Raw genomic sequence first — 23,346 nt, 5'->3', positions numbered from 1 at the left:
GGTAGAAAAAGATGAAAGTTTCTTATAGCTGGTTGTCAGATTTTATAGATGTAAAGGGGATTGACCCAAGGGATCTTGTAGATAAGCTCACAATGGCTGGACTTGAGGTGGAAGAACTAATCGTTAAAGAGAAGGTAGAAAATGTTGTTTTTGCAAAGGTTTTGGAAAAAGAGAAGCACCCTGATGCTGATAAACTTTCAATTTGTAAAGTTTTTGATGGGGGTGAAACTTATCAGGTGATTTGTGGAGCTGCAAATGTTGCTGCTGGTCAAATAATCCCTTTTGCAAAAATTGGAGCAAAATTACCTATAGGGCTAAAAATTAAAAAAGCAAAAATCAGAGGTGTAGAATCTTTTGGAATGATATGCTCTGCTGCTGAGCTTGGTTTGGAAGAAAAGAGTGATGGGATTATGGTTTTAGATGTGGATGAATCTTATCTTGGCAAAAATGTTAGCTCCTATCTTGGTTTAGAAGATGTTATCTTGGATATTTCCATTACTCCAAATAGAGCTGATTGTTTGAGTATCATTGGTATTGCAAGAGAGATTGCTGCCCTTTATGGACTCAGCTTAAAAGAGAAACATTTTGATTTGAAAGAAGAGAATGAGCCAGCTGAAAATCTTAAAAAAGTGATAGTAGAAGACAAAGATAAATGCCCTATTTATCTCGGTAGGGTCATAAAAGATGTTGAAATAAAGCCATCTCCTATCTGGATGCAAAATAGACTCAGATCTGTTGGTGTGAGACCAATAAATAATGTGGTAGATATTACAAATTATGTCCTTTTTGAATATGGCCAGCCCCTACACACATTTGATATGAATAAACTTGAAGGCAATGTCATTATCAGGACTGCTAAACCTGGCGAAAAGATTATGACTCTTGATGGCAAAGAGAGAGAATTAAAGGATTATATGCTTGTAATTGCTGATGAGAAAAAGGCAATTGCTGTAGCTGGTGTTATGGGTGGTGAGTTTTCAGGGATTGATGATAATACAAAGGATGTCTTTTTAGAGTGTGCATATTTTAAACCTGAAAGTATAAGGATTACCGCAAGAAGACTTGGGATGCAGACAGATTCATCATACAGGTTTGAAAGAGGGATAGATAAAGGTAATGTCTTTAAAATGGTTGATTATGCTGCATACCTTTTACAAGAATATGCAAATGGTAAAGTATTAAAAGGTATAGTCACTGATGAATATGAAAAGGTAAAACCAAAAAGTGTAAGTTTTAACCTTGATAGAGTAAACAGATTGCTAGGAACAGAATTATCAAAGGAAGAATCAAAAGATATTTTAACAAAACTCAACTTTAAAATTGTTGAAGAGCAGGGGGGTGATTTTAAAGTAGAAGTCCCAACATATAGAGTGGACATTGAAAGATGGGTTGATATTGCTGAAGAGTTATCAAGGATATACGGTTATAATAAAATTGATACAACTGTTCCTGAAATCAATGCTGATAGCAATCAGCCATCTTTAAGTTTAAAAACACAAAGAGAGATAAGATATTCCCTCAAATCCCTTGGATTTTATGAGGCTATAAACTTTTCATTTATGAGTGATGAGTTTTTATCAAATTTTGATGGTAAAGAAAATTTTGTGTATTTAAAAAATCCTCTTAGCGAGGATATGAATACGTTAAGAACTTTTGTTTTCCCTGGATTAATAGCCAATATGGTTAGTAATATCAGGCAGCAGTATGCAAGTCTTAGATTTTTTGAGTTTGCAAATGTTTTTATAAATAAAGGTGAGAAAGAGTTGCCATTACAGAAGATGCATCTGTCAATAGGTATTACAGAAAATTTCTGGCCTCTATCTTGGGCTGAGAAAAACGATATTGAGCCATTTTATTATTTAAAAGGGGTAATTGACGATATTTTAGGTAGTTATAAATTAAAAGCTGATTACAAGAGAGCAGATAAAGAGTTTCTTCATCCTGGCAAATCTGCATATTTAAAAATTGATAACAAAGTTGTTGGTTTTATGGGTGAGTTACACCCTGATATTTTAGAAAAATTGGATTTGGATAAGAAGCTTTATGTTGCTGAGCTGTTTTTTGATGATTTAGTTGAAATAATAGAGAATAGAAAAATTAAATATGAAAAGTTTTCACAATTCCCTTTTGTTACAAAGGATATTTCTGTAATAGTTGACAAAGGCACTTTAGTAAATGATATGATTAATGAGATAAAAAATATAAGTAAGTTGATTGATGATGTTGTGTTATATGATATATATGAGGGTAAGAATATTGGTGAAAATAAAGTTAGTTTAACTTTTAGAGTTTACTTTAGCTCACTTGAAAGAACACTAACTGATGATGAAACCAATAAACTGCTGGATGAGATAATAGAATTGTTAAAGGATAAGTTTGACGCTTCACTAAGATAACGAGGGTGTTGCACAATAATAATTGCTTAAACACCTCAGATTGCTTCGCTAACGCTCGCAATGACAGCAATTTTGGGTCATTGCTAGGCAATGTAAGTTGCCGAAGCAATCTAATAAAATGATTTATTTTTATATCTTGAGAAAAACGGGGGGCTTTAGCCCCCATTTTTATTAATAAGTTTCTACTTCTGGATCATTGATTTCTTCTGGTGTTACTGGATCTTTAAATATCTTATATGTCCAGATCTGATATAGCAGCACTATTGGCACAAATATAATCACAACAATTGTCATTATTTTCAAAGTATATGGGCTAGAAGATGAGTTAAAAGCTGTTAAACTGTATTTTGGATCAATACTTGATGGAATAAGATTTGGATATAAACCAATTATCCCTGTGAAAACTACTGCTAAAATCGTAATACAGGATGCAAAAAATGCTTTAACAGGTGATTTTTCTGTAAAAAAGAATATCGCTAATAATGCAATTACTGCAATTATTGGAACTATAAACCATACAAGGTTTTTCAAATAATTGTCATACAGATGAGTTTTGAATGCCGAAAAGATTAAGAATATGACTGCTACGGCAACAAGAAGTGGCCATACTTTTTTAGCTACGCTTTTAGCTCTTATTGGTAATTCGCCAGTTGTCTTAATTGCTAGCCATAAAGCACCATGTTCTAAAAATAGAAGTAAGAAAAACAATCCAGTAAGGATTCCATAAGGGTTTAAGAGATAGGCTAGGCTACCATGATATCCATTTGCATCAATTGGTAACCCTTGAAAGATATTTCCAAAAGCTACGCCAAATAGAATTGTTGGGATTAGGCTTCCAGCGAAAATAGCTACATCCCAGAGTTTCTTCCATTGTTCACTTTTCCCTTTTCCTCTAAATTCAAATGCAACACCTCTAAATATCAGAGCAAAAAGTATAATTAAAAGTGGAGTATATAAATAACTAAACATATAAGCATAGGTTGTAGGGAAGGCAGCAAATGTTGCTCCACCTGCTGTGATAAGCCAAACTTCATTACCATCCCAAACTGGACCTAATGTATTTATAATCATCCTTTTTTCTTCATCAGATTTTCCTAAAAAGGGGTGTAAAATTCCAGCACCAAAGTCAAAACCATCAAGCATAAAATAAACTGCCCACAAAAGCCCCCATAATGCAAACCATATAATTTGATATACCATAACTAACCTCCCTTACGCTGTTACTGCTTCAGCTTTTTTAGCTGATATAGCAGATTCTTCAGGCCCTTTTTTTGCATATTTTGTCAAAAGATAGATATCTATAACACCAAGCAAACTGTAAAAAGCAACAAATCCAAAAAGTGACATCCATACTTGACTAGTTGATATCGATTTTGATACTGCATCTGCTGTTTTCAGTACACCATAAACAATCCATGGTTGTCTTCCCACTTCAGCTACTGTCCAACCTAAGAAGTTTGCTATGTAAGGGATTGGGATCATATAGAGCATTATTTTAAGAAAAAGTGTTGTATCAACAAGTTTATCCTTTTTAGAAAGGTAAAAACCTATTAAAGCTAGCAATGCAAATAACATCCCTAATCCTACCATCAATCTAAAGCTTAAAAATGTTATTAAAACCGGTGGCCTTTCATCTTTTGGGAAATCTTTTAAACCTTTTACTTCCCCATTAAAATCATGGATTGCCAAGAAGCTTAAAAGTTTTGGTATAGGCAAAAGTTCTATAGCATTTTTTTCTTTTGCTTCATTTGGAAATACCAATAGATACATTGGAGCTCCTTTTTGAGTTTCCCAATGAGATTCCATTGCTGCAAGTTTTGTTGGTTGAGTTTTTGCAACTTCATATGCATGCCAGTCACCTACAACAATTTCTGCAAAAGCTACGATTAGTGCAAATGTTGCTGCAATTTTAAAAGATTTTTTGAAAAACTCCAAATTGCTCTTTCTTAACAAATGATAAGCTGATACACCCATAACAAAAAAAGCACCAACTGTATAACCTGCTAAGATTTGATGGAAAAATTTTGTAATTGCATAACTAGAGAAAAGAGCAAAAAAGTTTGTCATTTCAGCTCTTCCATTTCTCAAAACATAACCTACTGGGTGCTGCATCCAGGCGTTTGCTACTAATATCCATAATGCTGAGATATTAGATCCGATAGCAACCATCCAGATAGCAAAAGCATGTGCTTTTTTAGATATCTTTTTCCAACCGAAAATCCAGATACCCAAGAATGTGGATTCTAAGAAGAATGCGAGAGTTGCTTCGATAGCAAGTGGAGCACCAAAAATATCACCCACGTATTTTGAATATTCAGCCCAGTTCATACCAAACTGGAATTCCATTGTGATACCGGTAACTACTCCAAGAGCAAAATTGATAAGAAATAGCTTACCCCAAAACTTTGTCATCCTCAGATAGAGTTCGTTACCGGTTTTGACATAAAGTGTTTCCATAATAGCAACAAGGATAGAAAGACCAAGTGTTAATGGTACGAAGATAAAATGAAACATGGCTGTCATTGCAAATTGGATCCTTGACAGTGTGACAACATCCATATCTGCCTCCTACATTTTATTTAAATCTTCATCGTTAAAGATGAAATCTTTTATTTTTGCATTTTTTAGCTTGTTTACTAAAGATTTCTCTATCCCTGCAAAAAAGGTTGTGATATTGCAAATTGGATTTAATTCACAATGCTCAGGTTTTTCTGTGCATATATTTATTGTTGTTTTAAATCCGAGACATTGAAAAATGTCGTATAGGCTAAGCTCTGAAACATCCATAGCCAATAAAATTCCACCGTTTTTACCGGTATATGTTTTTAATATATGACATTTGTTAAGTTTGTGAATGATTTTTATTACGAAAGGTCTTTTTAGATAAAGTTTTTTACATATTTCATCTATTTTTATTCTTTCATCTTTACCTGCAAGATAAGCAACAATCCTTATAGCGTAATCAACTTCTCTTGTGATATACTCAGCCATATTGTTTACCTCTCAGGTAAACAATAAAAAAATAAAAAAATGATGTCAAGATTAAATTAAAATTTATATAAATTAAATTTAAAGTTTATGTGTGAAACCAAACTTTGATAACCTTTCGTACCTTTTTTCACTCAGTAGATAAGCACCTTCCCCTTCAATTACAACGCCAATTACATGAAATTTTTTAGGTGCATTCTTTAAAAGATTATCAAAATAAAGAGGATTTACTGTAAATAAAAGGGCGTATTCTTCGCCAGAACTTAAAACATCATCAATTGGTAAATCTGGTGATAGCTCTGATAAGTTTTCACCTAATAGAAAAATTTTTTTATTGCTTGCAATTGCAATTGAGGTAGTATCAATCCCCAGTCCATCACTTATATCCGTGCAACTGGTAACACCTTCATTGTTTCCAAGATATTCACCAAGTTTTGTTTCCGCAGTAAATCTATAATGTCTGTTTTCATTTTTACCAGAAAGTTCTTCCTCTAAATATTTTTTTGCATACCCCACAGGTCTTGAAACGCATATTAAATCACCAGCTTTGGCACCACTTCTTTTTAATAAATATTTATTTTTTGTTCCAATTATAGTTATGGAAATAAAAAATTTGTCGGAATAAGAGGTGTCTCCACCTATTAAATCTAAGTTGTAAAAATCCAGAGCAATTTTGAGTGAATCTATTAGCTTTTTTTTATCTATTTTTTGAGATAGCCCAAAACCTGCCATTATATATTTTGCCGTTCCGCCCATTGCGGCAATGTCACTGACATTTGAGGTGACAGCTTTGAATATGATATCATCTAAGTTTTGTCTATATATAAAATGAACGTCTTCTATTAATATGTCTTTACTGATTATATAATTGTTTAAAACTGCAGCATCATCTGATAAGTTTAGTGAAATATCTTTGTTCTTTGATAATGTCTTCAGGGCTTCTATAAAATCAAATTCATTCATGAAAAAAACTCAAAATATTTTTAACTGCTTCAAAAGGGTTTTCTGATGCACATATGTAAGAACTAACTGCAAATCCAGAAATTGGAATGTCATGAAATTTAGATATGTTTTTAGGAGTAATTCCACCGATAGCTACTGCAGGTAAATTTGTATGGCTTAATAATTTGTTATAATCTTCTTTAGATAAAACTGTTCTATGATCCTCTTTTGTTTTAGTAGGAAATGCTGGGCCAATGCCAATATAATCTACATTTGTTTGATTTGCATAATTAATATCGCTTAGATTATTACAAGAATAACCTATAATTAAATCTTTGTATTTTCTTTTGACAATATCTGCTGGTAGATCCTTTTCTCCCAGATGTACTCCATCAGCATCTAAACAGAGAGCAAGATCAACTCTATCATTAATTATGAAAAAAACATCTTTTCCATCGAGAATTTTTTTAATTGATTCTCCAATATGAAAGTTTTCTCTTGCTGTTTTATGTTTATTGCGAAGCTGGAACATTTTAGCTCCAGCTTCGATACACTGATTAAGAAACTCTTCTAATGGGAGTTTGATTAAATCGGTTTCTAAAATTATATAACACTTTAGATAGTCGGCAATTTTTGATCTATCTTTACTGCGCATAATTTACCACACATTGTGCATGATTCAATGTCTCTATTTTTCTGAAATTTTTCTCTCGCTCTTTCTGGATCAATTGCTAAAGAAAACATCCCTTCCCAGTTTAGCTCTTTTCTATATTTACTCATCATATAGTCTCTTTCAAAAGCTCCTGGAACCCCTTTTGCAATATCTGCAATATGTGCAGCAATTTTAGAAGCAATTACACCTTGATGTACATCTTCTTCATCGGGTAAACATAAATGTTCAGCAGGGGTTACGTAACAGAGGAAATCAGCTCCAGCTGCTCCAGCAATTGCTCCACCAATAGCACTCGTAATATGATCGTAGCCAGGTGCAATATCTGTTGGCAATGGTCCTAAAATATAAAAAGGTGCTTCATCACATAATCTTTTTTCTAAAAGGATATTTGCTTCGATTTGATTTATAGGAACGTGTCCTGGCCCTTCAATCATAGCTTGAACATTTTTTTCGCGTGCTCTTTTAGCTAATTCACCCAAAATTATAAGCTCATCAATTTGGGCTCTGTCAGTGGCATCTGCTATAGCTCCAGGTCTAAAACCATCTCCAAGGCTTAAGGTAACATCATATTTATAAGCGATTGATAGTAGATCATCATAATATTCGAAAAGAGGGTTTTCTTTATTGTTTTTTCTAATCCAATCAGCTAAAATGGAACCACCACGGCTTACAATACCGCATACTCTATCTGTGCGGTCCATCCTTTCAACGGATTCTTTAGTGACACCGCAATGAACAGTTATATAATCTATACCCTCTTTACACTGTTCTTCAATTGAACGTAATAATTCCTCTGGATCCATTTTATGAGTAGGGATGTCCTTTTCTGCTAATTTTGCTGCAACGGCATATATTGGGACAGCTCCCACCATAACAGTGGATTCTTCTAAAATTGCTTTTCTAATAGCCTGCAAATCCCCACCAGTGGATAAGTCCATTATACTGTCTGCCCCAGCTTTTATAGCAACATGTAGTTTTTTTATTTCTCTTTCAATAGAAGGGCAGTCGATACTTGTGCCTATATTTGCGTTGATTTTAGTGCGAAGTTTTTTACCTATACCCATAACATTTGGGAAATTGTGGTTTTTATTTTTGGGAATAACAACTTTCCCTTCAGCAACAAGGTTTCTTAGCTCTTCAGCATCAATTTTTTCATCCAAAGCGATTTTTTTCATTACATCGGTTATTATACCTTTTTTAGCTGCTTCAATTTGAGTCATAACTTCTCCTTTCTAAAAAAAAATCCTTTCCGCCGCAGAAAACGGAAAGGATTATGTTTTTCCTAAACCGTTTCCCTGCGCCGGCATTATCCGGATCAGGTTCAAGGGGTATTATCTCAGCCCCATATGGAGCACCCCCACGGTAAAATTTATAATAGTTTAAAATTGTAAAATTTCAAGCTGTTTAATCAATATTGACCTGGTATGTTTGGGATATTCCCTGGCAAACCTTGTGGTATTTGTGGAATTTGTTTAAACATATCAGCTGTTCTAATTATTTTGTAATTTTTGGGGTAACTGAAAGTTGAACTTTTTAATTTTTTATATTCAACGTTTTTTACCTCATAAATAATTTGGTTTCGTTTTACATCTTTAATAAGAAAAGGTATACCATATTTTTTCAAATTATAATTATATATGTCCTGAGATTCGTTAAAAGAAGAAAACTCCTTTAAGTCATTTGCTAAAGCTGTGTTAAAACTTTTTATTAATTTTGAATCATTGCAGAAGTAAACTTCTTCAACATCGCTGTTATCGGAATATATTTTATAGCCAGTGGTATTACAACCTGCTATTCTTTTTCTTCCGATTTTTACTACTTTAGTTGTTATTTTAGGTGGTTTTTGGTTGGTATAGCCAAAACTGTTTCCCATCATTGCACTAAATTTTTTCATTTTGGCCAAATCTTCTTGTGTAGTGATTGTGACAGATTTTTCTTTATGATTTACTAAATACGCTGTTTTCTTAGAGCCATTAAAAATGAACTCAAAGTTACCAGTAACACTCTTTAACCATTTTCCTTCAATATAATCTTTTGTTGTTGTGTTATTTTGGTGTGCTGTTAAAATAACACCTGAAGTTGAAACTAATGGATAAAGTAAAAATAGTAATAATGTTAAAAATAAGTTAACCTGTTTCATTGTAACCTCCTATTCTTATTGTGCCATATTATTTCATCTTTTATATATTATAGCATATTATAACAAAGTTTGTTGTTTTTTATAAAAAGGTTTTATAAATAGTTGTTTTTTAATATAGACAATATCATATTTTTGTGTTATAAATCAAAATTGTATACAGTATACCATAACATATGTTACGGAGAGGCTTATGGCAAAAGTTTACTACGGTTTTTGGAATGATCAACTTATTGATAATAGAGAAAAACCATATGAGGAGTGGAGTGAAGCTCCTATCAAAATTGATGAGAATTTTAACGGTAAAAAATTAAAAGTTTTTGTAAATTGGAACGGGTTTTTGGTTTTTGATAAAGATGTCAATATCCTTGATGTTTTGACTGAGTATATGTTTGAGATAAGTAGTTATGGTTGCTGTGGTAGATGTTTCCCAGGTAGGATGGGTACAAGGATTTTGGCTGAACAACTTCAAAAGATTAAAAATGATGGATTCAAAAAAGAGGATATAGAATTAGCTTATGATATAGCTTATTCTATTTATGTTTCAGCTAAATGTACTGTTGCGCCTACTTCAACTGTGCCAGTAAGACAGTTTTTGAAAAATTTTATGGAAGATAAGTTCGAAACTTTGGATTCTGCAGAAAATAAAGATTTGAATTATGTTAAACATCTTACAGCACCTTGTACAGCTGGATGTCCTGCAAATGTAAAAATTCCAGAGTTTATTGAAGCGATAAAAGATCATAGATATCTTGAAGCTTTAAAAATTATTAGAACAACGATGCCTCTTCCTGGTGTTTGCGGTAGAGTTTGTCCTCACCCATGTGAGTCAAATTGTAGGAGAGGGCTTATCGATGATCCTGTGAATATTATGGTATTGAAAAGAACACCATGGGATTATGAATATTATCATCATAAAGAGCCTGATATTGAAAGGATTAGAGAAGAAGATACCGGTAAAAAGGTTGCTATTGTGGGTGCAGGCCCTGCTGGCTTAACTGCTGCATATTATCTTGCAATTGTGGGGCATCAGGTAAAAATCTATGAAATGTTGCCAGAACCTGGAGGGATGGTAGCAGTTGGTATCCCTGATTATAGACAACCAAGACATTTGCTTAGAAGAGAAGTAGAGATTGTTCAATCTTTAGGAGTAGAAATACAATATAACACAAAGCTTGGTAGAGATATTTTTCTTAAAGATTTAAAGCAGAAATATGATGCAGTTTTGCTTGCAATTGGTGCTTTTAAAAGTCGTGATATGGGTGTTGAGGGTGAGAAAGAAGGTTATGAAGGAGTAATGGATAGCGGTATTGGGTTTTTGAGAAGAGTTGCTTTAGGTGAAGAGGTAAAAATAGGTAATAGAGTTGTTGTGGTTGGTGGTGGTAATACAGCTATTGACTGTGTAAGGACTGCGTTGAGATTGGGTAGTGAAGATGTTAATCTTGTATATAGAAGGTCAAGAGCAGAAATGCCAGCTGAGGATTATGAAGTGGCTGATGCGGAAGAGGAAGGTGTAAAGTTTCACTTTTTATGTAATCCTGTTAAACTTATAGCTGAAAATGGAAAGCTCGTTGGTGTTGAATGTGTTAGAATGCAACTTGGTGAGCCTGATGAATCTGGTAGAAGAAGACCTGAGCCAATTCCAGGGTCTAATTTTGTAATAGAATGTGATACGATTATACCAGCTATTGGACAGTTCCCTGATCTAGACTTTTTAAGTGAAGAGGATGGTATAAAAGTTACAAGGTGGAATACGATAGCTGTTAAAGAAGATTTGTATATGACTGACGTACCGGGTATTTTTGCAGCTGGTGACTGTGAATGGGGACCAGCAACTGTAGTTAAAGCTATTGGTGCTGCAAGATGGGCTGCTAAGATGATCAATAGATATTTGATGGAAGGTGAGCCTTATTTGACTGATCAAGAGAAGTTGGAATTGACACTTTATAGAAATAAGGTATTTGATAAAAACGAAAGGATTCAGGAAACTCATACGATTCCAAGGGTACATCAAGAAAAATTGCCTCCAGAAGTGAGAGTTAGAAATTTTGAAGAGATTGAAAAACCGTATACTGAAAGTCAAGCTTATTTAGAAGCTACAAGATGTTTGAGATGTGTAAGAATGGCAATGATAGGTTTGGAGAAATAAAATGAGTAGGAGTACTGGTATGGGTAAAATTTTTATAAATGATAAGCCTTACGATTTTAAAGAGGGTGAAACAGTTTTAGATGTCGCAAGAAGAAATGATATCTATATACCAGTTATGTGTTATTTGAAAGACATCACTCCTACTGGTGCTTGTAGATTGTGTCTTGTTGAAGTTGAGGGGTTGGAAAAACCTGTTGCATCCTGTGTAACTTATGCCATAGATGGGATGAAAGTTTATACAGATACAGAAACTGTTTGGAAACAGCGTAAAAGAAATCTTGAGTTTATACTTATTAAACATCCTCTCGATTGTCCAGTTTGTGATAAAGCTGGAGAATGTATGTTGCAGGATACAACTTATGAATTTGGTATAAACGAGGAGTCTGTAAAATCTACAAAACCTAATAAGCCCAAGTTTGACTGGGATATGATTATTCACGATGCTAATTTGTGTGTTTTATGCGAAAGGTGTGTTAAAGTATGTCATGAAATTGCAGGGTGTAGTGCTTTGAAAATTGAGGAGCGGGGATTTAACAATCTCATTACTACAGTCAATGAATCTGGATTAGACTGCGATTTTTGCGGTCTTTGTGTTGATTTTTGCCCTGTTGGGGCATTGCTTGATAAACCTTATAAACATAGTGTTAGAAATTGGGATTTAGAGTATGTTGAAACTTCTTGTAATTATTGCCCTGTAGGGTGCTCGGTAAAATATGGCAAGCATGAAAATGTAATATACAAAAGTGAAAAAGGGGAAAATAGTTATATTTGTTCTCTTGCAAGATATGCTTATAAATATACTGAGCATAGCGATAGGGTAAAAACTCCTCTTGTTAAAGAGAATGGCGAATTTAAGTCTATAGAGTGGAATGCTGCTATTGATGTGGTAAAATCAAAGCTTGATGAAGTTTTGGATAGATATGGTAAGGATAGTGTTGCATTTGTTTTAGGGAGTAGGTTATCAAATGAAGCACTGTATAATTATAAAAAGTTAGCTGAATCTATTGGATGTGAAAAGATTGTTACGGATGTAGCTTTTTATAACCAAAAGTTTTTTAATGATTATTACGAAAAGTTTGAAACATATGATGTTGTAGGGAAGTTAGAGGATATTAAAAGATCAGATTTGATTTTTGTTATTGGAGCTGATTTACAAAGGGAGTCTTTAGGATATAAGTGGTTTTTAACAAATGGTGTAGTTCATAACGATTCAAAATTGGTTACAATTGGATTAAAGAGATATGAATATGATTATTACACAGATGTTTCTATTGTTGCTGATTATGGAAACTTTGCAAATGAATTTGAAAAGATAAAGAATGATGATGATCAAATATATAAGGATATTAGAGAATATATTTCTAAAGCAAAAAATGTAACATTTATAGTTGGCAATGAATTTTTAGAAGCTGAAGCTAATTATAAATCAGTTTTTGCATTTGTTGATTATATAGGTCATGATAATTTGAATGGCTTTTTCTATACATTCGATAAACCAAATATAAACGCTATGTTTAATTTAAACCTTTTTAATAGATATGATGTTGATAAGTTAACTAATGAGATTGAAGATGGTAAGATTAAGTTTCTGTTTGTTGCTGATTTTTATCCATTTGACACTAAAGGTTATTATAAGAAGTTAAGAAATGCGATAAATAAAGTAGATTACTTCATTTCAGCTGATTTATTCTTAAACGATTTTAATAAAAATGCATTTGCTATTTTACCAGTTTTAGCTCATTTGGAGTCTGAGGGGACTTACATTACTGTTGACGGTAGAGTCATCAAGTATGTAAAAGTGATAGAGCCAGAAGTAGATGCTAAATCAGATGTTGAAATTGCATATTTATTGGGATTTTCAAAAGGGATAAATCTTGAATCATATAGTAAAGCTGTCTGGGATAATTGTATTAAAGGTAAATTTGGATATCCTGACATTAACTATGATGAAGTTAATGGACTTGTTTATAAGAATAAAACTTATAAAGTTAATAATACTGATTATAAATATATTGAAGAACCAAAAGGGACAAAAGAAGTATTTGTTAATGCTAAATACCACAACAATCATCTTTCTACAAAAGCTGCTATTGAGAAAAAGAGTGATGAAACATATAGAAAATATTATTTTGATGTAGATAGGTCTGTCTTAGTGGGTGAAAACGCTAAATGTGATAGAAATCTTTGTAGTTTATCTAAAGGGATTGCAAAAGGGATAGTATTAGTTCCAAAAAATTAGAATCTATTAAGGGGGAATATCCCCCTTTATTTTTTGCCTTGAAAAAAAGAATATAATAATTATTATATAAAACAAAATATTAGCACTCGGAGGTGAGTGATGCCAATATATGAATATAAGTGTGAAAAGTGTGGTGAAATTTTTGAGTTGATGGAAAGTATTCACTCTGATGTTTATGAAAGAAAGTGTAGCAAATGTGGTGGTACAGCTAAGAGGATCATATCTTTATCAACTTTTCATCTTAAAGGAACTGGTTGGTATGTGACAGATTATAAGAATAATAATGGTGGTGGAAGCAATACCACAAAAACCTCAACATCTTGTGATACAAAATCAGATAGTTGCTCAACTTGTGCTGCGGCAGCGGCACAAAATAATTAAATATTTAAAGGCTGGGATAACCCAGCCTTCCTTTTAATATATCAATATTTTTTCTAATTTTTACAAAATAAATTAAGGACTTTGAATAGTAAAAGTTGCTCAATTTATCCAAATTGCTTCACTATGTTTGCAATGACAAATTCCAAGTTATTCGAGGAGCTTTAGAATTGATGCAATCTCAAATTTAAAATATTTTCAAAGAGTTAGGCTATTATGCAATATATCAAAAGTATAACATTTTTGGAGTTATTTAGTGTGGAAATTTAAAGGATATTTGCTAAGAAACTTTAATTAAATATTTTTATTGTAGCTTGTTTATTTGTATACCCGCTTTCATTAACTGATTAATAGATATCTCATATAATTCATCTTGAATTTTTGTGTCAAATGCAATTTGTGAAGGTTTTTCTTCTTTGTAATCTGAAAAATACTTGCCAGATATTTCTATAGGTTGATTCATTACAAACTCAATCATCTTAGCACCATTTTCTGGATCAGAGCCTATTGCTCCCCAGTTATTCACTAATAATTTAGTATTTAAAACACCAGGGTGTAAGCTATTTACAGTAATATTATTAATCTTTTTTTCTGTGAAATATCTATGTAATTTAAAAGTAAAAATTATATTGCAGAGTTTAGAAACTGCATACGCTTCAAAACCGGTTGGAAAGATATGATTTCTGATTTCATCTAAATTTATATAATTTGAATGAGCCATAGATGAAACATTTATTATCTTTGCTTCTTCAGAGGATGTTAAATTTTCAAGTAAAATATGAGTGATTAAAAAATGGGACAGGTAATTTACCTGATATGTTAATTCATAGCCATCTTTGGTAAAAGTTAATTGTTTTGAAAAAGTTGCAGCATTGTTGACTAATATAGAAATGCTTAAATTAGTTAGTTTTGTAAAAGCATTATAAGTATCTTTTAGGTTAGAAAAATCTGCAAGTACAATCGATACTTTTATGTCATATTTCTCTAAATCATTTTTTAGTCTGCTTAGCTTCTCTTCATTTCTACCGTGAATTATTAGGTTGTGCCCTTTTTTAGCTAGTCTTAACGCTAAATTTTTACCAATACCGTCTGTAGCACCTGTAATTAATATATTTTTATTCTTCAAGGGTTCTTTTTGCTGCATTGTAACCCTCCTGCATAATATCTTTTGCAAGATGATAGTCAAACATTCCTACATTATCTAAATTTGGTTCAATAACTTTATGGTATGTAGCATTATTGATGATGCATTCAGATTGATAATAATTCATTATACTAAAAGCACGATAAAAAGTCGAAATAATATTGGGAGATTTATTGAATCCGTTTGGTTTGATTTTAGAGTTTAAATTAACAGCAATAATATTTTTATGCTTATTTTCTGAAAGAACAGATATTGGTAATGGATTTGAAACACCTCCATCAACTAAAATTTGTCCATTGATATTAACTGTTGAAAATATTCCAGGTATAGAAATACTTGCTCTAACAGCTTTGGTTAACTGCCCTTTGGTAAAAATAACTGGTTTTCCTGTTTCTAAATCTGTTGCAACAATGTATAAGGGTATAGGTGATTCTTCAATTTTTACCTTGCCTAAACTTTCCATGAAAAATTCACATATTTTATCACCATCGATTAAACCTTTTGTTGGTAAAAAATTTATATCAAAAAGTGAAAATACCTTTTTTTTATCAAGTGAGAGAACGAAATTTTTGTAAAAATCTAATTTATTAAATACAAAATAAGATGCTATGACAGAACCTATACTTGAGCCTGCAATAGCTGTAATATTATAACCTTTTTCTAATAAGTATTCTATTACACCGATGTGGGCTAAACCTTTTGCTGAACCACTTCCTAAAGCGAGGGAAATATTTCTTTTAACTTTTTTAAACATATTTATAAATAACATAAAAAATTGTGTTTGACTATAATAAAATTCTGTATTAATATTGCATACTGTATACAATTTTTGGTGTGCTTATGGAAGATATTTTGGAGACTAAACCATTAAGAGAAAAGATTGCCGATAGAATAAGAGCTGACATTATAAAAGGGGTATATAAAGATGGTGAGAGGCTAATCGAACCTAAATTGGCTGAAAATCTTGGTATTAGTAGAACCCCTGTAAGGGAGGCTCTGAGGCAGTTAGAAAATGAAGGTTTTATAGAAATAATTCCGCGTAAAGGTGCAGTAGTAAAAAGAATGACCTTAGATGATGTGGATAATCTGTATATGATTAAAGCAAATTTAGAAGGGTTGGCTGCTAGACAGGCTATAAAATATATATCTGATAATGATATTAAAGAGATGGAAAGACTAAATGAAAGATTCCTCCTTTTAGCAAAAAGGGATGAAGATGTTGTAGAAGAATATTTAAAATATAATGTTGATTTTCATAATGTTTTTATACAATTGTCAAAAAATGATAAGCTTATTGAAATATTGGAAGGTTTATCAAAGAACTTTCAGAGAATAAAAGGGATGTTGATTTCTAAAAGTGAGAGAGCATTGAAAGCTTACAATGAACATTTAGAAATAATTAAAGCTTTTCAGTCAAGAGACCCAAATAAGGCAGAAATGAAAGTTAGGTGGCATATTGAGAATAGCTGGCAATATATTAAAGAAAGGATGTTGAGCGATGGCAATTAGAGATTTTAGTATTGATAATGCGCCTTTAAGTGAAAAAATAGCAGAAACAATTAGAGATTATATATTGAAAGGTGTTTTAAAGCCTGGGGAAAGATTAACAGAGCCAAAACTTTCTGATATCTTAGGGATAAGTAGAACTCCCATTAGAGAAGCTCTAAGATTATTAGAAATGGATGGTTTTGTTGAAATTGTCCCAAGGAGAGGTGCTGTTGTTACAGAAATTACTGATAAGGATGTTGATGAGATATTTATTTTAAAAATAAGACTTGAATCCCTTGCAGCAAAACTTGCTGTGAATAATATGACCGATGTGGATATCGACAGATTAGAAGAGTATAATAATAAGCTTGAGAGATTTTATAATAATAAGAATGTTGCTGGTATGATTAAAGCAAATAGTGATTTTCATGATTTTTTTATTCGTAAGTCAGAAAACCAGAGATTAATAAAATTTTTAGAAAGCTTGTTATCTCAGTTTAAAAGGGCAACTGCATATTCTTTTACTGAAACTGGTAGGATAGGTAATGTAATAGAAGAGCATAAAGAGATATTAAAAGCTTTTAGAGAAAAAGATGCAGATTTAGTGGAAAAGTTAGTGGAAAAGCATATCCAGAATGGATGGAATTTTATTAGATCAAGAGTTTCTAAGAAAAGACAGTAGTTTAACAGCTTAAACGATTTTTAAAAGAATTTTTTAATTATAAAATTAGCTGTTCTTGTTCTCCAGATTGCTTTGCTAACGTCCGCAATGACAGCTAGGTAATAATCACGAGGAAGCGTAAGCTGACGAAGTGATCTCAGGTTAGAAGTTGAAGTAGGAGGTTGCTTCACTTTGTATCAATGAAGGCATTTTGGGTCATTTTGAGGCAACAAAAGTTGTTGAAGCAATTTCAAAATTGTTTATTTTCTTAGTGCAAAGTCATTTACTTTTAAAATTATTGGTAATATGCTTTACAATATTATTAAAAGTTTTATTTATTGAAAAAAAAGATAAATTAAGGTAATTAACCACATAAAATTACAGGGGGGTAAAATGCCAAAAGTTAGAGTTCAGGTAAAATTAAAAGATACAGTTCTTGATCCACAAGGGCAGACTGTTCTTGGTTCTTTAAATAAATTAGGATATGAATTTGTAAATGATGTGAGAGTTGGTAAGATAATTGAATTGGATGTGGAAAATATAGATAATTTAGATCAGAAGATTGTAGAAGTTTGTGAAAAGTTGCTTGTAAATCCAATTGTAGAAGAGTATAGCTATGAAATAATAGAGGATTAAGTGATGAAAGCTGGTGTTGTAGTTTTTCCTGGTTCAAATTGCGATCATGATTGTTATCATGTTTTAAAACATGTGTGTGGATTCGATACATCTTTTATCTGGCATAAAGAAACTGATGTAAGTAATTATGATTTAATTGTACTACCTGGCGGGTTTTCTTTTGGTGATTATTTAAGGTGTGGTGCTATTGCAAGTAAATCGCCAGTTATGGATGCTGTTTACAATTATGCAGAAAAAGGCGGTTTGCTACTTGGAATTTGTAATGGTTTTCAGGTATTGACAGAAGCTGGACTACTCCCAGGTGCACTATTAAAGAATAGGTCATTAAAATTTATTTGTAAATTTGTTTATTTAAGAGTAGAAAATAATTTTACACCTTTTACAAACCTTTATTCTATTGGTGAAATTATAAAAATACCTATTGCGCATATGGAAGGGAATTATTATATCGATGAAGAAGGTTTAAATGAATTGAAAGAGAATTCACAAATTGTGTTTAAATATTGTGATGAGTATGGCGAAATATCAAAGGAATCTAATCCTAACGGTTCAATAGAAAATATAGCTGGTATAATCAACAAAAGAGGGAATGTCTTAGGGATGATGCCTCACCCTGAAAGAGCTGCAGAATCGATTTTAGGCAGTAAAGATGGACTTTATCTATTTAAGAGCGCAATTGATTACATAAAAGAGGGTTAAGATGGGTGTTTATGAAAAATTTAATTATCCTAATGTGACGTTAGAAGTAGCAAAAGAGATGGGGCTAAATGAGGATGAATTTAATAAAGCGATTGAAATATTAGGTAGAAAACCGAATTATATAGAGCTTGGTATCTTTGCGGCAATGTGGAGTGAGCACTGTAGCTATAAAAGTAGTAGAGTCCATTTAAAGAAATTTCCAACAGATGCACCATGGGTTGTCCAGGGGCCTGGTGAAAATGCTGGAATCATTGAAATTGATGGGGATATATGTGCATGTTTCAAAGTTGAAAGCCATAATCACCCTTCATATATAGAACCTTATCAGGGTGCTGCTACAGGTGTAGGTGGAATTTTGAGAGATGTTTTTACAATGGGTGCTAGACCTATTGCATGTATGGATGGCCTAAGGTTTGGAGATATTACAAAAGATGAAAAAAGCAGATACATATTTGAAGGGGTTGTTTCTGGTATAGCTGGTTATGGAAATTGTTTTGGTGTACCTACAGTTGGAGGGGAAACCTTTTTTCATCCTACATTTGCTAAAAACCCTTTAGTTAATGCTTTAGCACTCGGTTTGGTTAAAAAGGATAAGATTTTTAAGGCTAAAGCAGAAGGGGTTGGTAATCCGGTTATTTATGTGGGCGCTAAAACAGGTAGAGATGGTATCCATGGTGCCACTATGGCCAGTGAAGAGTTTGGCTCAGATTCGGAGAGTAAAAGACCTAATGTCCAAATTGGTGATCCTTTTAAAGAGAAATTGTTATTAGAAGCTTGTTTAGAGTTAATGAAGAATGACTTTGTAGTTGGAATACAGGATATGGGGGCTGCTGGTTTAACAAGTTCTTCTTTTGAAATGGCTTCTAAAAGTGGCTCCGGTGTTGAGCTTTATTTAGATAAGGTTCCATGTAGAGAAAAAGGGATGACCCCTTATGAAATTATGCTATCAGAATCTCAAGAGAGGATGTTGCTTGTAGCTAAAAAAGGGTATGAAGATAAGGTGTTGGAGATTTTTGCAAAATGGGATTTGGATGCGGAAATTATTGGACGTGTAACTGATGATGGGTTTGTTAAATTGTATTGGGAAGGTGAGCTTGTTGCAGAGCTTCCTGCAAAACCACTTGGAGATGAAGCACCTGTATATGACAGACCTTATAAAGAGCCTGCTTATTATAAAGAATTAAAACATAACGATTTTGCTTTTGTGAATCTTAATCTTGATAAAACTTTTGAGATGATGTTAACTAATCCAAATATTTCTTCGAAAAAATGGATTTATGAACAGTACGACCATATGGTTAGAACAAACACGGTTGTTTTACCAGGTTCTGATGCATCAGTTTTAAGAATTAAAGGGAGTAAAAAAGGGATAGTATTATCAATGGATTGCAATAGCAGATATTGTTATCTTGACCCATATAAAGGGGGGCAAATAGCTGTTATTGAAGCAGCAAGAAATGTAGCAATGGCAGGTGGAAGACCTCTTGCTATTTCTGATTGTCTAAATTTTGGTAATCCTGAAAAACCAGATGTGATGTGGCAGTTTGTTAAAGCTGTTGAGGGGATGAGTTTTGCTTGCGAGAAACTAAATACTCCTGTTGTTAGCGGTAATGTAAGTTTTTATAATGAGACTGATGGAAAAGGTATTTATCCAACACCAACTGTTGTTATGGTAGGCGTTTTAGATGATGTAGAGAAAAGGTTGGAATCATTTTTTCAGCAGGAAGGGAGCATTATTTATCTGCTTGGAGAAAATAAAGGTGAGATTGGTGGTAGCGAATTTGCTTCTTATTGTCTTGATATGGACGAAGGGGTGGTTCCTGATCCTAATATTGACGAAAATATTAAATTGATAGATTTTATGGTAGATGCAGCTAAAGAGTCAGTTTTGCTAAGTGCACATGATGTTTCCTTGGGTGGATTAGTTATTTCTCTTTTTGAAATGTGTGTGAAAAGGAGAATAGGTGTAGAAGTAAATTTTGATTATAAAATGGATGATTATAGATATCTTTTTAGTGAAACTCAGGGGTTAGCATTTGTGGAGGTTGAACCTTCTAAGGAAGAGAAATTTTTACAACTTGCATCAAAGTATGGTGTAAGGACTGAGAGGGTAGGAATAACTGGAGGTAAAGAATTTAAAGTAAAAAAAGGTAGAAGGGTACTTCTTATTTATGATTTGGATAATCTGATTACTCAGTATGAAAGGGAAATTGAAAGATGGATGAAATGATATTTGATAAATTTCACGAAGAATGCGGTATAGCTGGTGTATTTGGCGACAAAGATGCAGCCAATTTGGTGTATCTATCACTCTATGCTCTTCAGCATAGGGGGCAGGAAGGTGCTGGTATAGCCTGTTCTGATAGACATATAATAAGGGTTGAAAAAGGGCTTGGTTTGGTGGCCGATATTTTTAAAAAACATACTTTAGAAAGGTTACCTGGTGATATAGCTATTGGACATAACAGGTACTCAACTTCTGGAGAATCTTTGTTGAAAAATACCCAACCGATTGTTGCAGATATAAATTTGGGACAGGTTGCTTTAGTTCATAACGGAAATATAGTAAACGCCGAAAAGTTGAGGGATGATCTTGTAAGAGATGGATCTATTTTTACTTCAACTTCAGATAGTGAAATAGTGATTCATTTGATGGCAAAATCTGGTAAAGATAATCTGATAGATGCAATAATTAGTAGTGTTAGTAAGTTGAAAGGTGCTTTTAGCCTTATTTTTATGACAAAAGATATGCTTATTGGCTTAAGAGACCCAAACGGTTTTAGACCGCTTATTTTGGGTAAAATTAGGTCTGGTCATGTTTTAGTTAGCGAAACGTGCGCGTTGGATTTAATAGATGCAGAGTTTATTAGAGAGATAGATCCTGGAGAAATGGTCATTATAAAGGATGATGGTTTACAAAGTATAAGGCCTTTTGAAAATGTAAATCCAACTCCATGTATATTTGAGTTTATATATTTTGCCAGACCTGATAGTCGAATTTTTGGAAAAAGTGTATATGAGGTAAGAAAAAGTTTTGGGATGAAACTTGCAGAAGAGAGTCCAGTTGATGCTGATGTTGTAATTCCTGTGCCTGATTCTGGAGTTGTTGCTACACTCGGTTATTCTGAATATAGTAAAATTTCTTATGCTATGGGGTTAATTAGAAACCATTATGTGGGTAGAACATTTATTGAACCTGCTCAATCTATTAGACATTTTGGTGTTAAACTGAAGCTCAATGCTGTGAGAAGTGTTATAGAAGGGAAAAGGGTTGTTGTGGTTGACGATTCTATTGTAAGAGGTACAACTAGTAGGAAAATTGTTAAAATGCTAAAAGAAGCTGGAGCAAAAGAGGTTCATATGCGAATTTCTTCTCCACCGACCTGTTACCCATGTTTTTATGGTATTGATACACCCACTAGAAGTGAGTTGATAGCATCTAATCATACGATAGAGGAGATAAGAAAATATATTACTGCTGATTCTCTTGCATATTTAAGCTTGGAAGGGATGCATGAGTGTGTAAAACCTTTTAGTTTTTGTGATGCGTGTTTCAGCGGTAAATATCCAACATTGCATAAAGATGGTTTAGGTATTAATCCAAAAAGTGAGGTATAAATTATGAGTGAGAAAATGAAAATAAGATTATTTGGCTCCAGTATGGATTTTGTTTCTGGGTGAAGCCCTTCTTATTTTCCTGCAGGTTGCGGGGAGAGTGAAGATCCATACTTTGAAATTGCGAAAAAACTTGATGCGAAATTGACCAAAGAGTTTGGTTTGGATGGTGTTGACTTTAAATATGTAGATATTTCAACACCAGAAGTTCTTGATTATATCGATGATGTTAATACGATTGTTGAAAATAGGTTACCCCTTCCTTATGTATCGATAAATGGTAAACCTGTTTCTTGGGGTGAAGAAGATGTTGATGAAATATTTGTGAAAATTGTTAATTTTGCAAATTCTAATGCATAAGAATTAAAAAGTTGAGTAATAGTTTAATTTGAGATTGCTTCGGCAACTTTTGTTGCCTCGCAATGACCCAAAAAAGCCGACATTGCGAGAGTCGGCGAAGCAATCTCAAAATATCACATTTTATTGGGTAATAGTCTTGATTTAAAAAGAGTGCCAAAAGTTCTCTTTTTTATGCATTATTTTTGATAGTAGATATAAGTTGATAGTTTCTTAATACTTTGTTGTAATAAAATTTTGGTAGTTTCTTGTTTTTTCTCAATCTATAATTTAGTTTTGTAGGACCTAAATTGTAAGCTATAATTGCATATTTTACGTTGCCATTGTATTTTTTTAACAGATATGAGAAATAGCTTATACCTATTTTTATATTAGTTATTGGATCAAACAGCTCTTTTCTATGTGAAATATCTATATCGTCATTTAGTTGTGAAACATAATAAGCAGTGTTAGGTAATATTTGCATCAGACCAATTGCTCCTTTTCTTGAAATGCTTTTATGATTAAAAGAGCTTTCTGTTAAAATTAGCGATAGTATGAGATATGGGTCTATATGCTCTTTTGTTGATTCATCCACAATTGTGTAAGATATATCCATAGTAGAATACTTAATATTTTTGTTTGTTAAATAACTTAATACATTATTTATATCTATGATTTGGTTATATTTTGAAATTAGATATTTGTTTTTTGATTTTTTATTTATTAAGCTAGATAGAACAGTTACTTTTTCTGATGTAAGTTTCTCTAACATATTGATTTTATTAATATTATAGTAGGTTAATGCGGATATTAGTATACTGTATGTAAACAGTATTAAGAACAAATTGTTCAAAAAACTATT

Annotated in this window: 21 protein-coding genes and 1 riboswitch; of the genes, 11 read left to right on the top strand and 10 right to left on the bottom strand. The window is 32.6% G+C overall.

All coding sequences use genetic code 11. The features are described 5' to 3' along the window. The first annotated feature begins 11 nt into the window (after positions 1-11). Positions 12-2,396: a phenylalanine--tRNA ligase subunit beta gene (gene pheT, locus DEFDS_RS08145; RefSeq protein ID WP_013008325.1), complete on the top strand. Its 2,385-nt coding sequence runs from the start codon at positions 12-14 to the stop codon at positions 2,394-2,396. A gap of 171 nt (positions 2,397-2,567) precedes the next feature. On the opposite strand, the gene cydB is transcribed toward pheT, so the two are convergent. The 7 genes from cydB to DEFDS_RS08110 all read right to left on the bottom strand — a co-directional run bounded on the left by cydB (position 2,568) and on the right by DEFDS_RS08110 (position 9,139). Further along, on the bottom strand, positions 2,568-3,596 hold the full coding sequence (gene cydB / locus DEFDS_RS08140; RefSeq protein ID WP_013008324.1) for a cytochrome d ubiquinol oxidase subunit II: 1,029 nt from the start codon (positions 3,594-3,596) through the stop codon (positions 2,568-2,570). 12 nt (positions 3,597-3,608) lie between these two features. Continuing rightward, a complete protein-coding gene (locus tag DEFDS_RS08135) occupies positions 3,609-4,955 on the bottom strand; it encodes a cytochrome ubiquinol oxidase subunit I (RefSeq protein ID WP_013008323.1) in 1,347 nt (448 codons plus the stop codon). Between the two features lie 9 nt (positions 4,956-4,964). Then, positions 4,965-5,387, bottom strand: a complete 423-nt coding sequence (locus DEFDS_RS08130) for an RrF2 family transcriptional regulator (RefSeq protein ID WP_013008322.1) — start codon at positions 5,385-5,387, stop codon at positions 4,965-4,967. Between the two features lie 78 nt (positions 5,388-5,465). Further along, positions 5,466-6,347, bottom strand: a complete 882-nt coding sequence (thiL, locus tag DEFDS_RS08125) for a thiamine-phosphate kinase (RefSeq protein WP_013008321.1) — start codon at positions 6,345-6,347, stop codon at positions 5,466-5,468. Next, positions 6,340-6,981, bottom strand: coding sequence for a thiamine phosphate synthase (gene thiE / locus DEFDS_RS08120; protein WP_013008320.1), 642 nt, complete (start codon positions 6,979-6,981; stop codon positions 6,340-6,342). The genes thiL and thiE overlap by 8 nt, the downstream gene beginning before the upstream one ends. Continuing rightward, complete coding sequence (gene thiC / locus DEFDS_RS08115) at positions 6,942-8,219, bottom strand: phosphomethylpyrimidine synthase ThiC (RefSeq protein ID WP_013008319.1); 1,278 nt, start codon at positions 8,217-8,219, stop codon at positions 6,942-6,944. The genes thiE and thiC overlap by 40 nt, the downstream gene beginning before the upstream one ends. A 54-nt stretch (positions 8,220-8,273) precedes the next feature. After that, a riboswitch (TPP riboswitch) is annotated at positions 8,274-8,368 on the bottom strand. A gap of 39 nt (positions 8,369-8,407) precedes the next feature. Further along, entirely contained in the window at positions 8,408-9,139 is a 732-nt protein-coding gene (locus DEFDS_RS08110; RefSeq protein ID WP_013008318.1) for a DUF4412 domain-containing protein, read from the bottom strand. 190 nt (positions 9,140-9,329) lie between these two features. Between DEFDS_RS08110 and DEFDS_RS08105 the strand changes: the two genes are divergently transcribed. The 3 genes from DEFDS_RS08105 (at position 9,330) to DEFDS_RS08095 (ending at position 13,905) form a co-directional block, all read left to right on the top strand. After that, positions 9,330-11,285 carry a dihydropyrimidine dehydrogenase subunit A gene (locus DEFDS_RS08105; protein ID WP_013008317.1) on the top strand — a complete coding sequence of 652 codons (1,956 nt, stop codon included), beginning with the start codon at positions 9,330-9,332 and terminating at the stop codon, positions 11,283-11,285. A 1-nt stretch (position 11,286) separates the two neighbouring features. Beyond that, positions 11,287-13,524: a molybdopterin-dependent oxidoreductase gene (locus DEFDS_RS08100; RefSeq protein ID WP_013008316.1), complete on the top strand. Its 2,238-nt coding sequence runs from the start codon at positions 11,287-11,289 to the stop codon at positions 13,522-13,524. 99 nt (positions 13,525-13,623) lie between these two features. Beyond that, positions 13,624-13,905 (top strand): FmdB family zinc ribbon protein, encoded by a 282-nt coding sequence (locus tag DEFDS_RS08095; protein WP_041223690.1) that lies wholly within the window; start codon positions 13,624-13,626, stop codon positions 13,903-13,905. Between the two features lie 301 nt (positions 13,906-14,206). Here DEFDS_RS08095 and DEFDS_RS08090 read toward each other — a convergent pair whose 3' ends face one another. Both DEFDS_RS08090 and DEFDS_RS08085 read right to left on the bottom strand, forming a co-directional pair. Continuing rightward, positions 14,207-15,046 (bottom strand): SDR family NAD(P)-dependent oxidoreductase, encoded by an 840-nt coding sequence (locus DEFDS_RS08090; RefSeq protein ID WP_013008314.1) that lies wholly within the window; start codon positions 15,044-15,046, stop codon positions 14,207-14,209. Next, entirely contained in the window at positions 15,018-15,800 is a 783-nt protein-coding gene (locus DEFDS_RS08085) for a patatin-like phospholipase family protein (protein ID WP_161595886.1), read from the bottom strand. Before DEFDS_RS08085 ends, DEFDS_RS08090 begins: the two co-directional genes overlap by 29 nt. An 86-nt stretch (positions 15,801-15,886) precedes the next feature. Between DEFDS_RS08085 and DEFDS_RS08080 the strand changes: the two genes are divergently transcribed. The 7 genes from DEFDS_RS08080 (at position 15,887) to DEFDS_RS08050 (ending at position 22,505) form a co-directional block, all read left to right on the top strand. Further along, entirely contained in the window at positions 15,887-16,555 is a 669-nt protein-coding gene (locus DEFDS_RS08080; protein ID WP_013008312.1) for a GntR family transcriptional regulator, read from the top strand. Next, on the top strand, positions 16,545-17,216 hold the full coding sequence (locus tag DEFDS_RS08075; protein ID WP_013008311.1) for a GntR family transcriptional regulator: 672 nt from the start codon (positions 16,545-16,547) through the stop codon (positions 17,214-17,216). The genes DEFDS_RS08080 and DEFDS_RS08075 overlap by 11 nt, the downstream gene beginning before the upstream one ends. Before the next feature lie 372 nt (positions 17,217-17,588). Further along, on the top strand, positions 17,589-17,831 hold the full coding sequence (purS, locus tag DEFDS_RS08070; RefSeq protein WP_013008310.1) for a phosphoribosylformylglycinamidine synthase subunit PurS: 243 nt from the start codon (positions 17,589-17,591) through the stop codon (positions 17,829-17,831). A 3-nt stretch (positions 17,832-17,834) separates the two neighbouring features. Continuing rightward, positions 17,835-18,530, top strand: coding sequence for a phosphoribosylformylglycinamidine synthase subunit PurQ (gene purQ / locus DEFDS_RS08065; RefSeq protein WP_041223949.1), 696 nt, complete (start codon positions 17,835-17,837; stop codon positions 18,528-18,530). 1 nt (position 18,531) lies between these two features. Continuing rightward, the gene (gene purL, locus DEFDS_RS08060) at positions 18,532-20,760 is read left to right on the top strand and encodes a phosphoribosylformylglycinamidine synthase subunit PurL (protein WP_013008308.1); all 2,229 of its coding nucleotides are present in this window, start codon (positions 18,532-18,534) and stop codon (positions 20,758-20,760) included. Further along, positions 20,757-22,148 (top strand): amidophosphoribosyltransferase, encoded by a 1,392-nt coding sequence (purF, locus tag DEFDS_RS08055; protein ID WP_013008307.1) that lies wholly within the window; start codon positions 20,757-20,759, stop codon positions 22,146-22,148. Before purL ends, purF begins: the two co-directional genes overlap by 4 nt. 159 nt (positions 22,149-22,307) lie before the next feature. Next, positions 22,308-22,505, top strand: coding sequence for a hypothetical protein (locus DEFDS_RS08050; protein ID WP_231841010.1), 198 nt, complete (start codon positions 22,308-22,310; stop codon positions 22,503-22,505). Positions 22,506-22,674: 169 nt separating this feature from the next. Here the strand turns inward: DEFDS_RS08050 and DEFDS_RS12705 are convergent, their stop codons facing one another. Continuing rightward, positions 22,675-23,256: a lytic transglycosylase domain-containing protein gene (locus tag DEFDS_RS12705; RefSeq protein ID WP_161595885.1), complete on the bottom strand. Its 582-nt coding sequence runs from the start codon at positions 23,254-23,256 to the stop codon at positions 22,675-22,677. Positions 23,257-23,346: the final 90 nt, after the last annotated feature.

This window comes from Deferribacter desulfuricans SSM1, assembly GCF_000010985.1.
In the GTDB taxonomy this organism is placed as follows: Bacteria; Chrysiogenota; Deferribacteres; order Deferribacterales; family Deferribacteraceae; genus Deferribacter; species Deferribacter desulfuricans.
The sequence above is the reverse complement of the archived record's forward strand: the minus strand, read 5'-3'. Positions and strand labels throughout refer to the sequence as shown.

Bases quoted from the DNA above. Each gene is read 5' to 3' on its own strand.
- pheT (WP_013008325.1), top strand. From the start codon at position 12: ATGAAAGTTTCTTATAGCTGGTTGTCAGATTTTATAGATGTAAAGGGG.
- cydB (WP_013008324.1), bottom strand. From the start codon at position 3,596: ATGGTATATCAAATTATATGGTTTGCATTATGGGGGCTTTTGTGGGCA.
- DEFDS_RS08135 (WP_013008323.1), bottom strand. From the start codon at position 4,955: ATGGATGTTGTCACACTGTCAAGGATCCAATTTGCAATGACAGCCATG.
- DEFDS_RS08130 (WP_013008322.1), bottom strand. From the start codon at position 5,387: ATGGCTGAGTATATCACAAGAGAAGTTGATTACGCTATAAGGATTGTT.
- thiL (WP_013008321.1), bottom strand. From the start codon at position 6,347: ATGAATGAATTTGATTTTATAGAAGCCCTGAAGACATTATCAAAGAAC.
- thiE (WP_013008320.1), bottom strand. From the start codon at position 6,981: ATGCGCAGTAAAGATAGATCAAAAATTGCCGACTATCTAAAGTGTTAT.
- thiC (WP_013008319.1), bottom strand. From the start codon at position 8,219: ATGACTCAAATTGAAGCAGCTAAAAAAGGTATAATAACCGATGTAATG.
- DEFDS_RS08110 (WP_013008318.1), bottom strand. From the start codon at position 9,139: ATGAAACAGGTTAACTTATTTTTAACATTATTACTATTTTTACTTTAT.
- DEFDS_RS08105 (WP_013008317.1), top strand. From the start codon at position 9,330: ATGGCAAAAGTTTACTACGGTTTTTGGAATGATCAACTTATTGATAAT.
- DEFDS_RS08100 (WP_013008316.1), top strand. From the start codon at position 11,287: ATGAGTAGGAGTACTGGTATGGGTAAAATTTTTATAAATGATAAGCCT.
- DEFDS_RS08095 (WP_041223690.1), top strand. From the start codon at position 13,624: ATGCCAATATATGAATATAAGTGTGAAAAGTGTGGTGAAATTTTTGAG.
- DEFDS_RS08090 (WP_013008314.1), bottom strand. From the start codon at position 15,046: ATGCAGCAAAAAGAACCCTTGAAGAATAAAAATATATTAATTACAGGT.
- DEFDS_RS08085 (WP_161595886.1), bottom strand. From the start codon at position 15,800: ATGTTTAAAAAAGTTAAAAGAAATATTTCCCTCGCTTTAGGAAGTGGT.
- DEFDS_RS08080 (WP_013008312.1), top strand. From the start codon at position 15,887: ATGGAAGATATTTTGGAGACTAAACCATTAAGAGAAAAGATTGCCGAT.
- DEFDS_RS08075 (WP_013008311.1), top strand. From the start codon at position 16,545: ATGGCAATTAGAGATTTTAGTATTGATAATGCGCCTTTAAGTGAAAAA.
- purS (WP_013008310.1), top strand. From the start codon at position 17,589: ATGCCAAAAGTTAGAGTTCAGGTAAAATTAAAAGATACAGTTCTTGAT.
- purQ (WP_041223949.1), top strand. From the start codon at position 17,835: ATGAAAGCTGGTGTTGTAGTTTTTCCTGGTTCAAATTGCGATCATGAT.
- purL (WP_013008308.1), top strand. From the start codon at position 18,532: ATGGGTGTTTATGAAAAATTTAATTATCCTAATGTGACGTTAGAAGTA.
- purF (WP_013008307.1), top strand. From the start codon at position 20,757: ATGATATTTGATAAATTTCACGAAGAATGCGGTATAGCTGGTGTATTT.
- DEFDS_RS12705 (WP_161595885.1), bottom strand. From the start codon at position 23,256: ATGTTAGAGAAACTTACATCAGAAAAAGTAACTGTTCTATCTAGCTTA.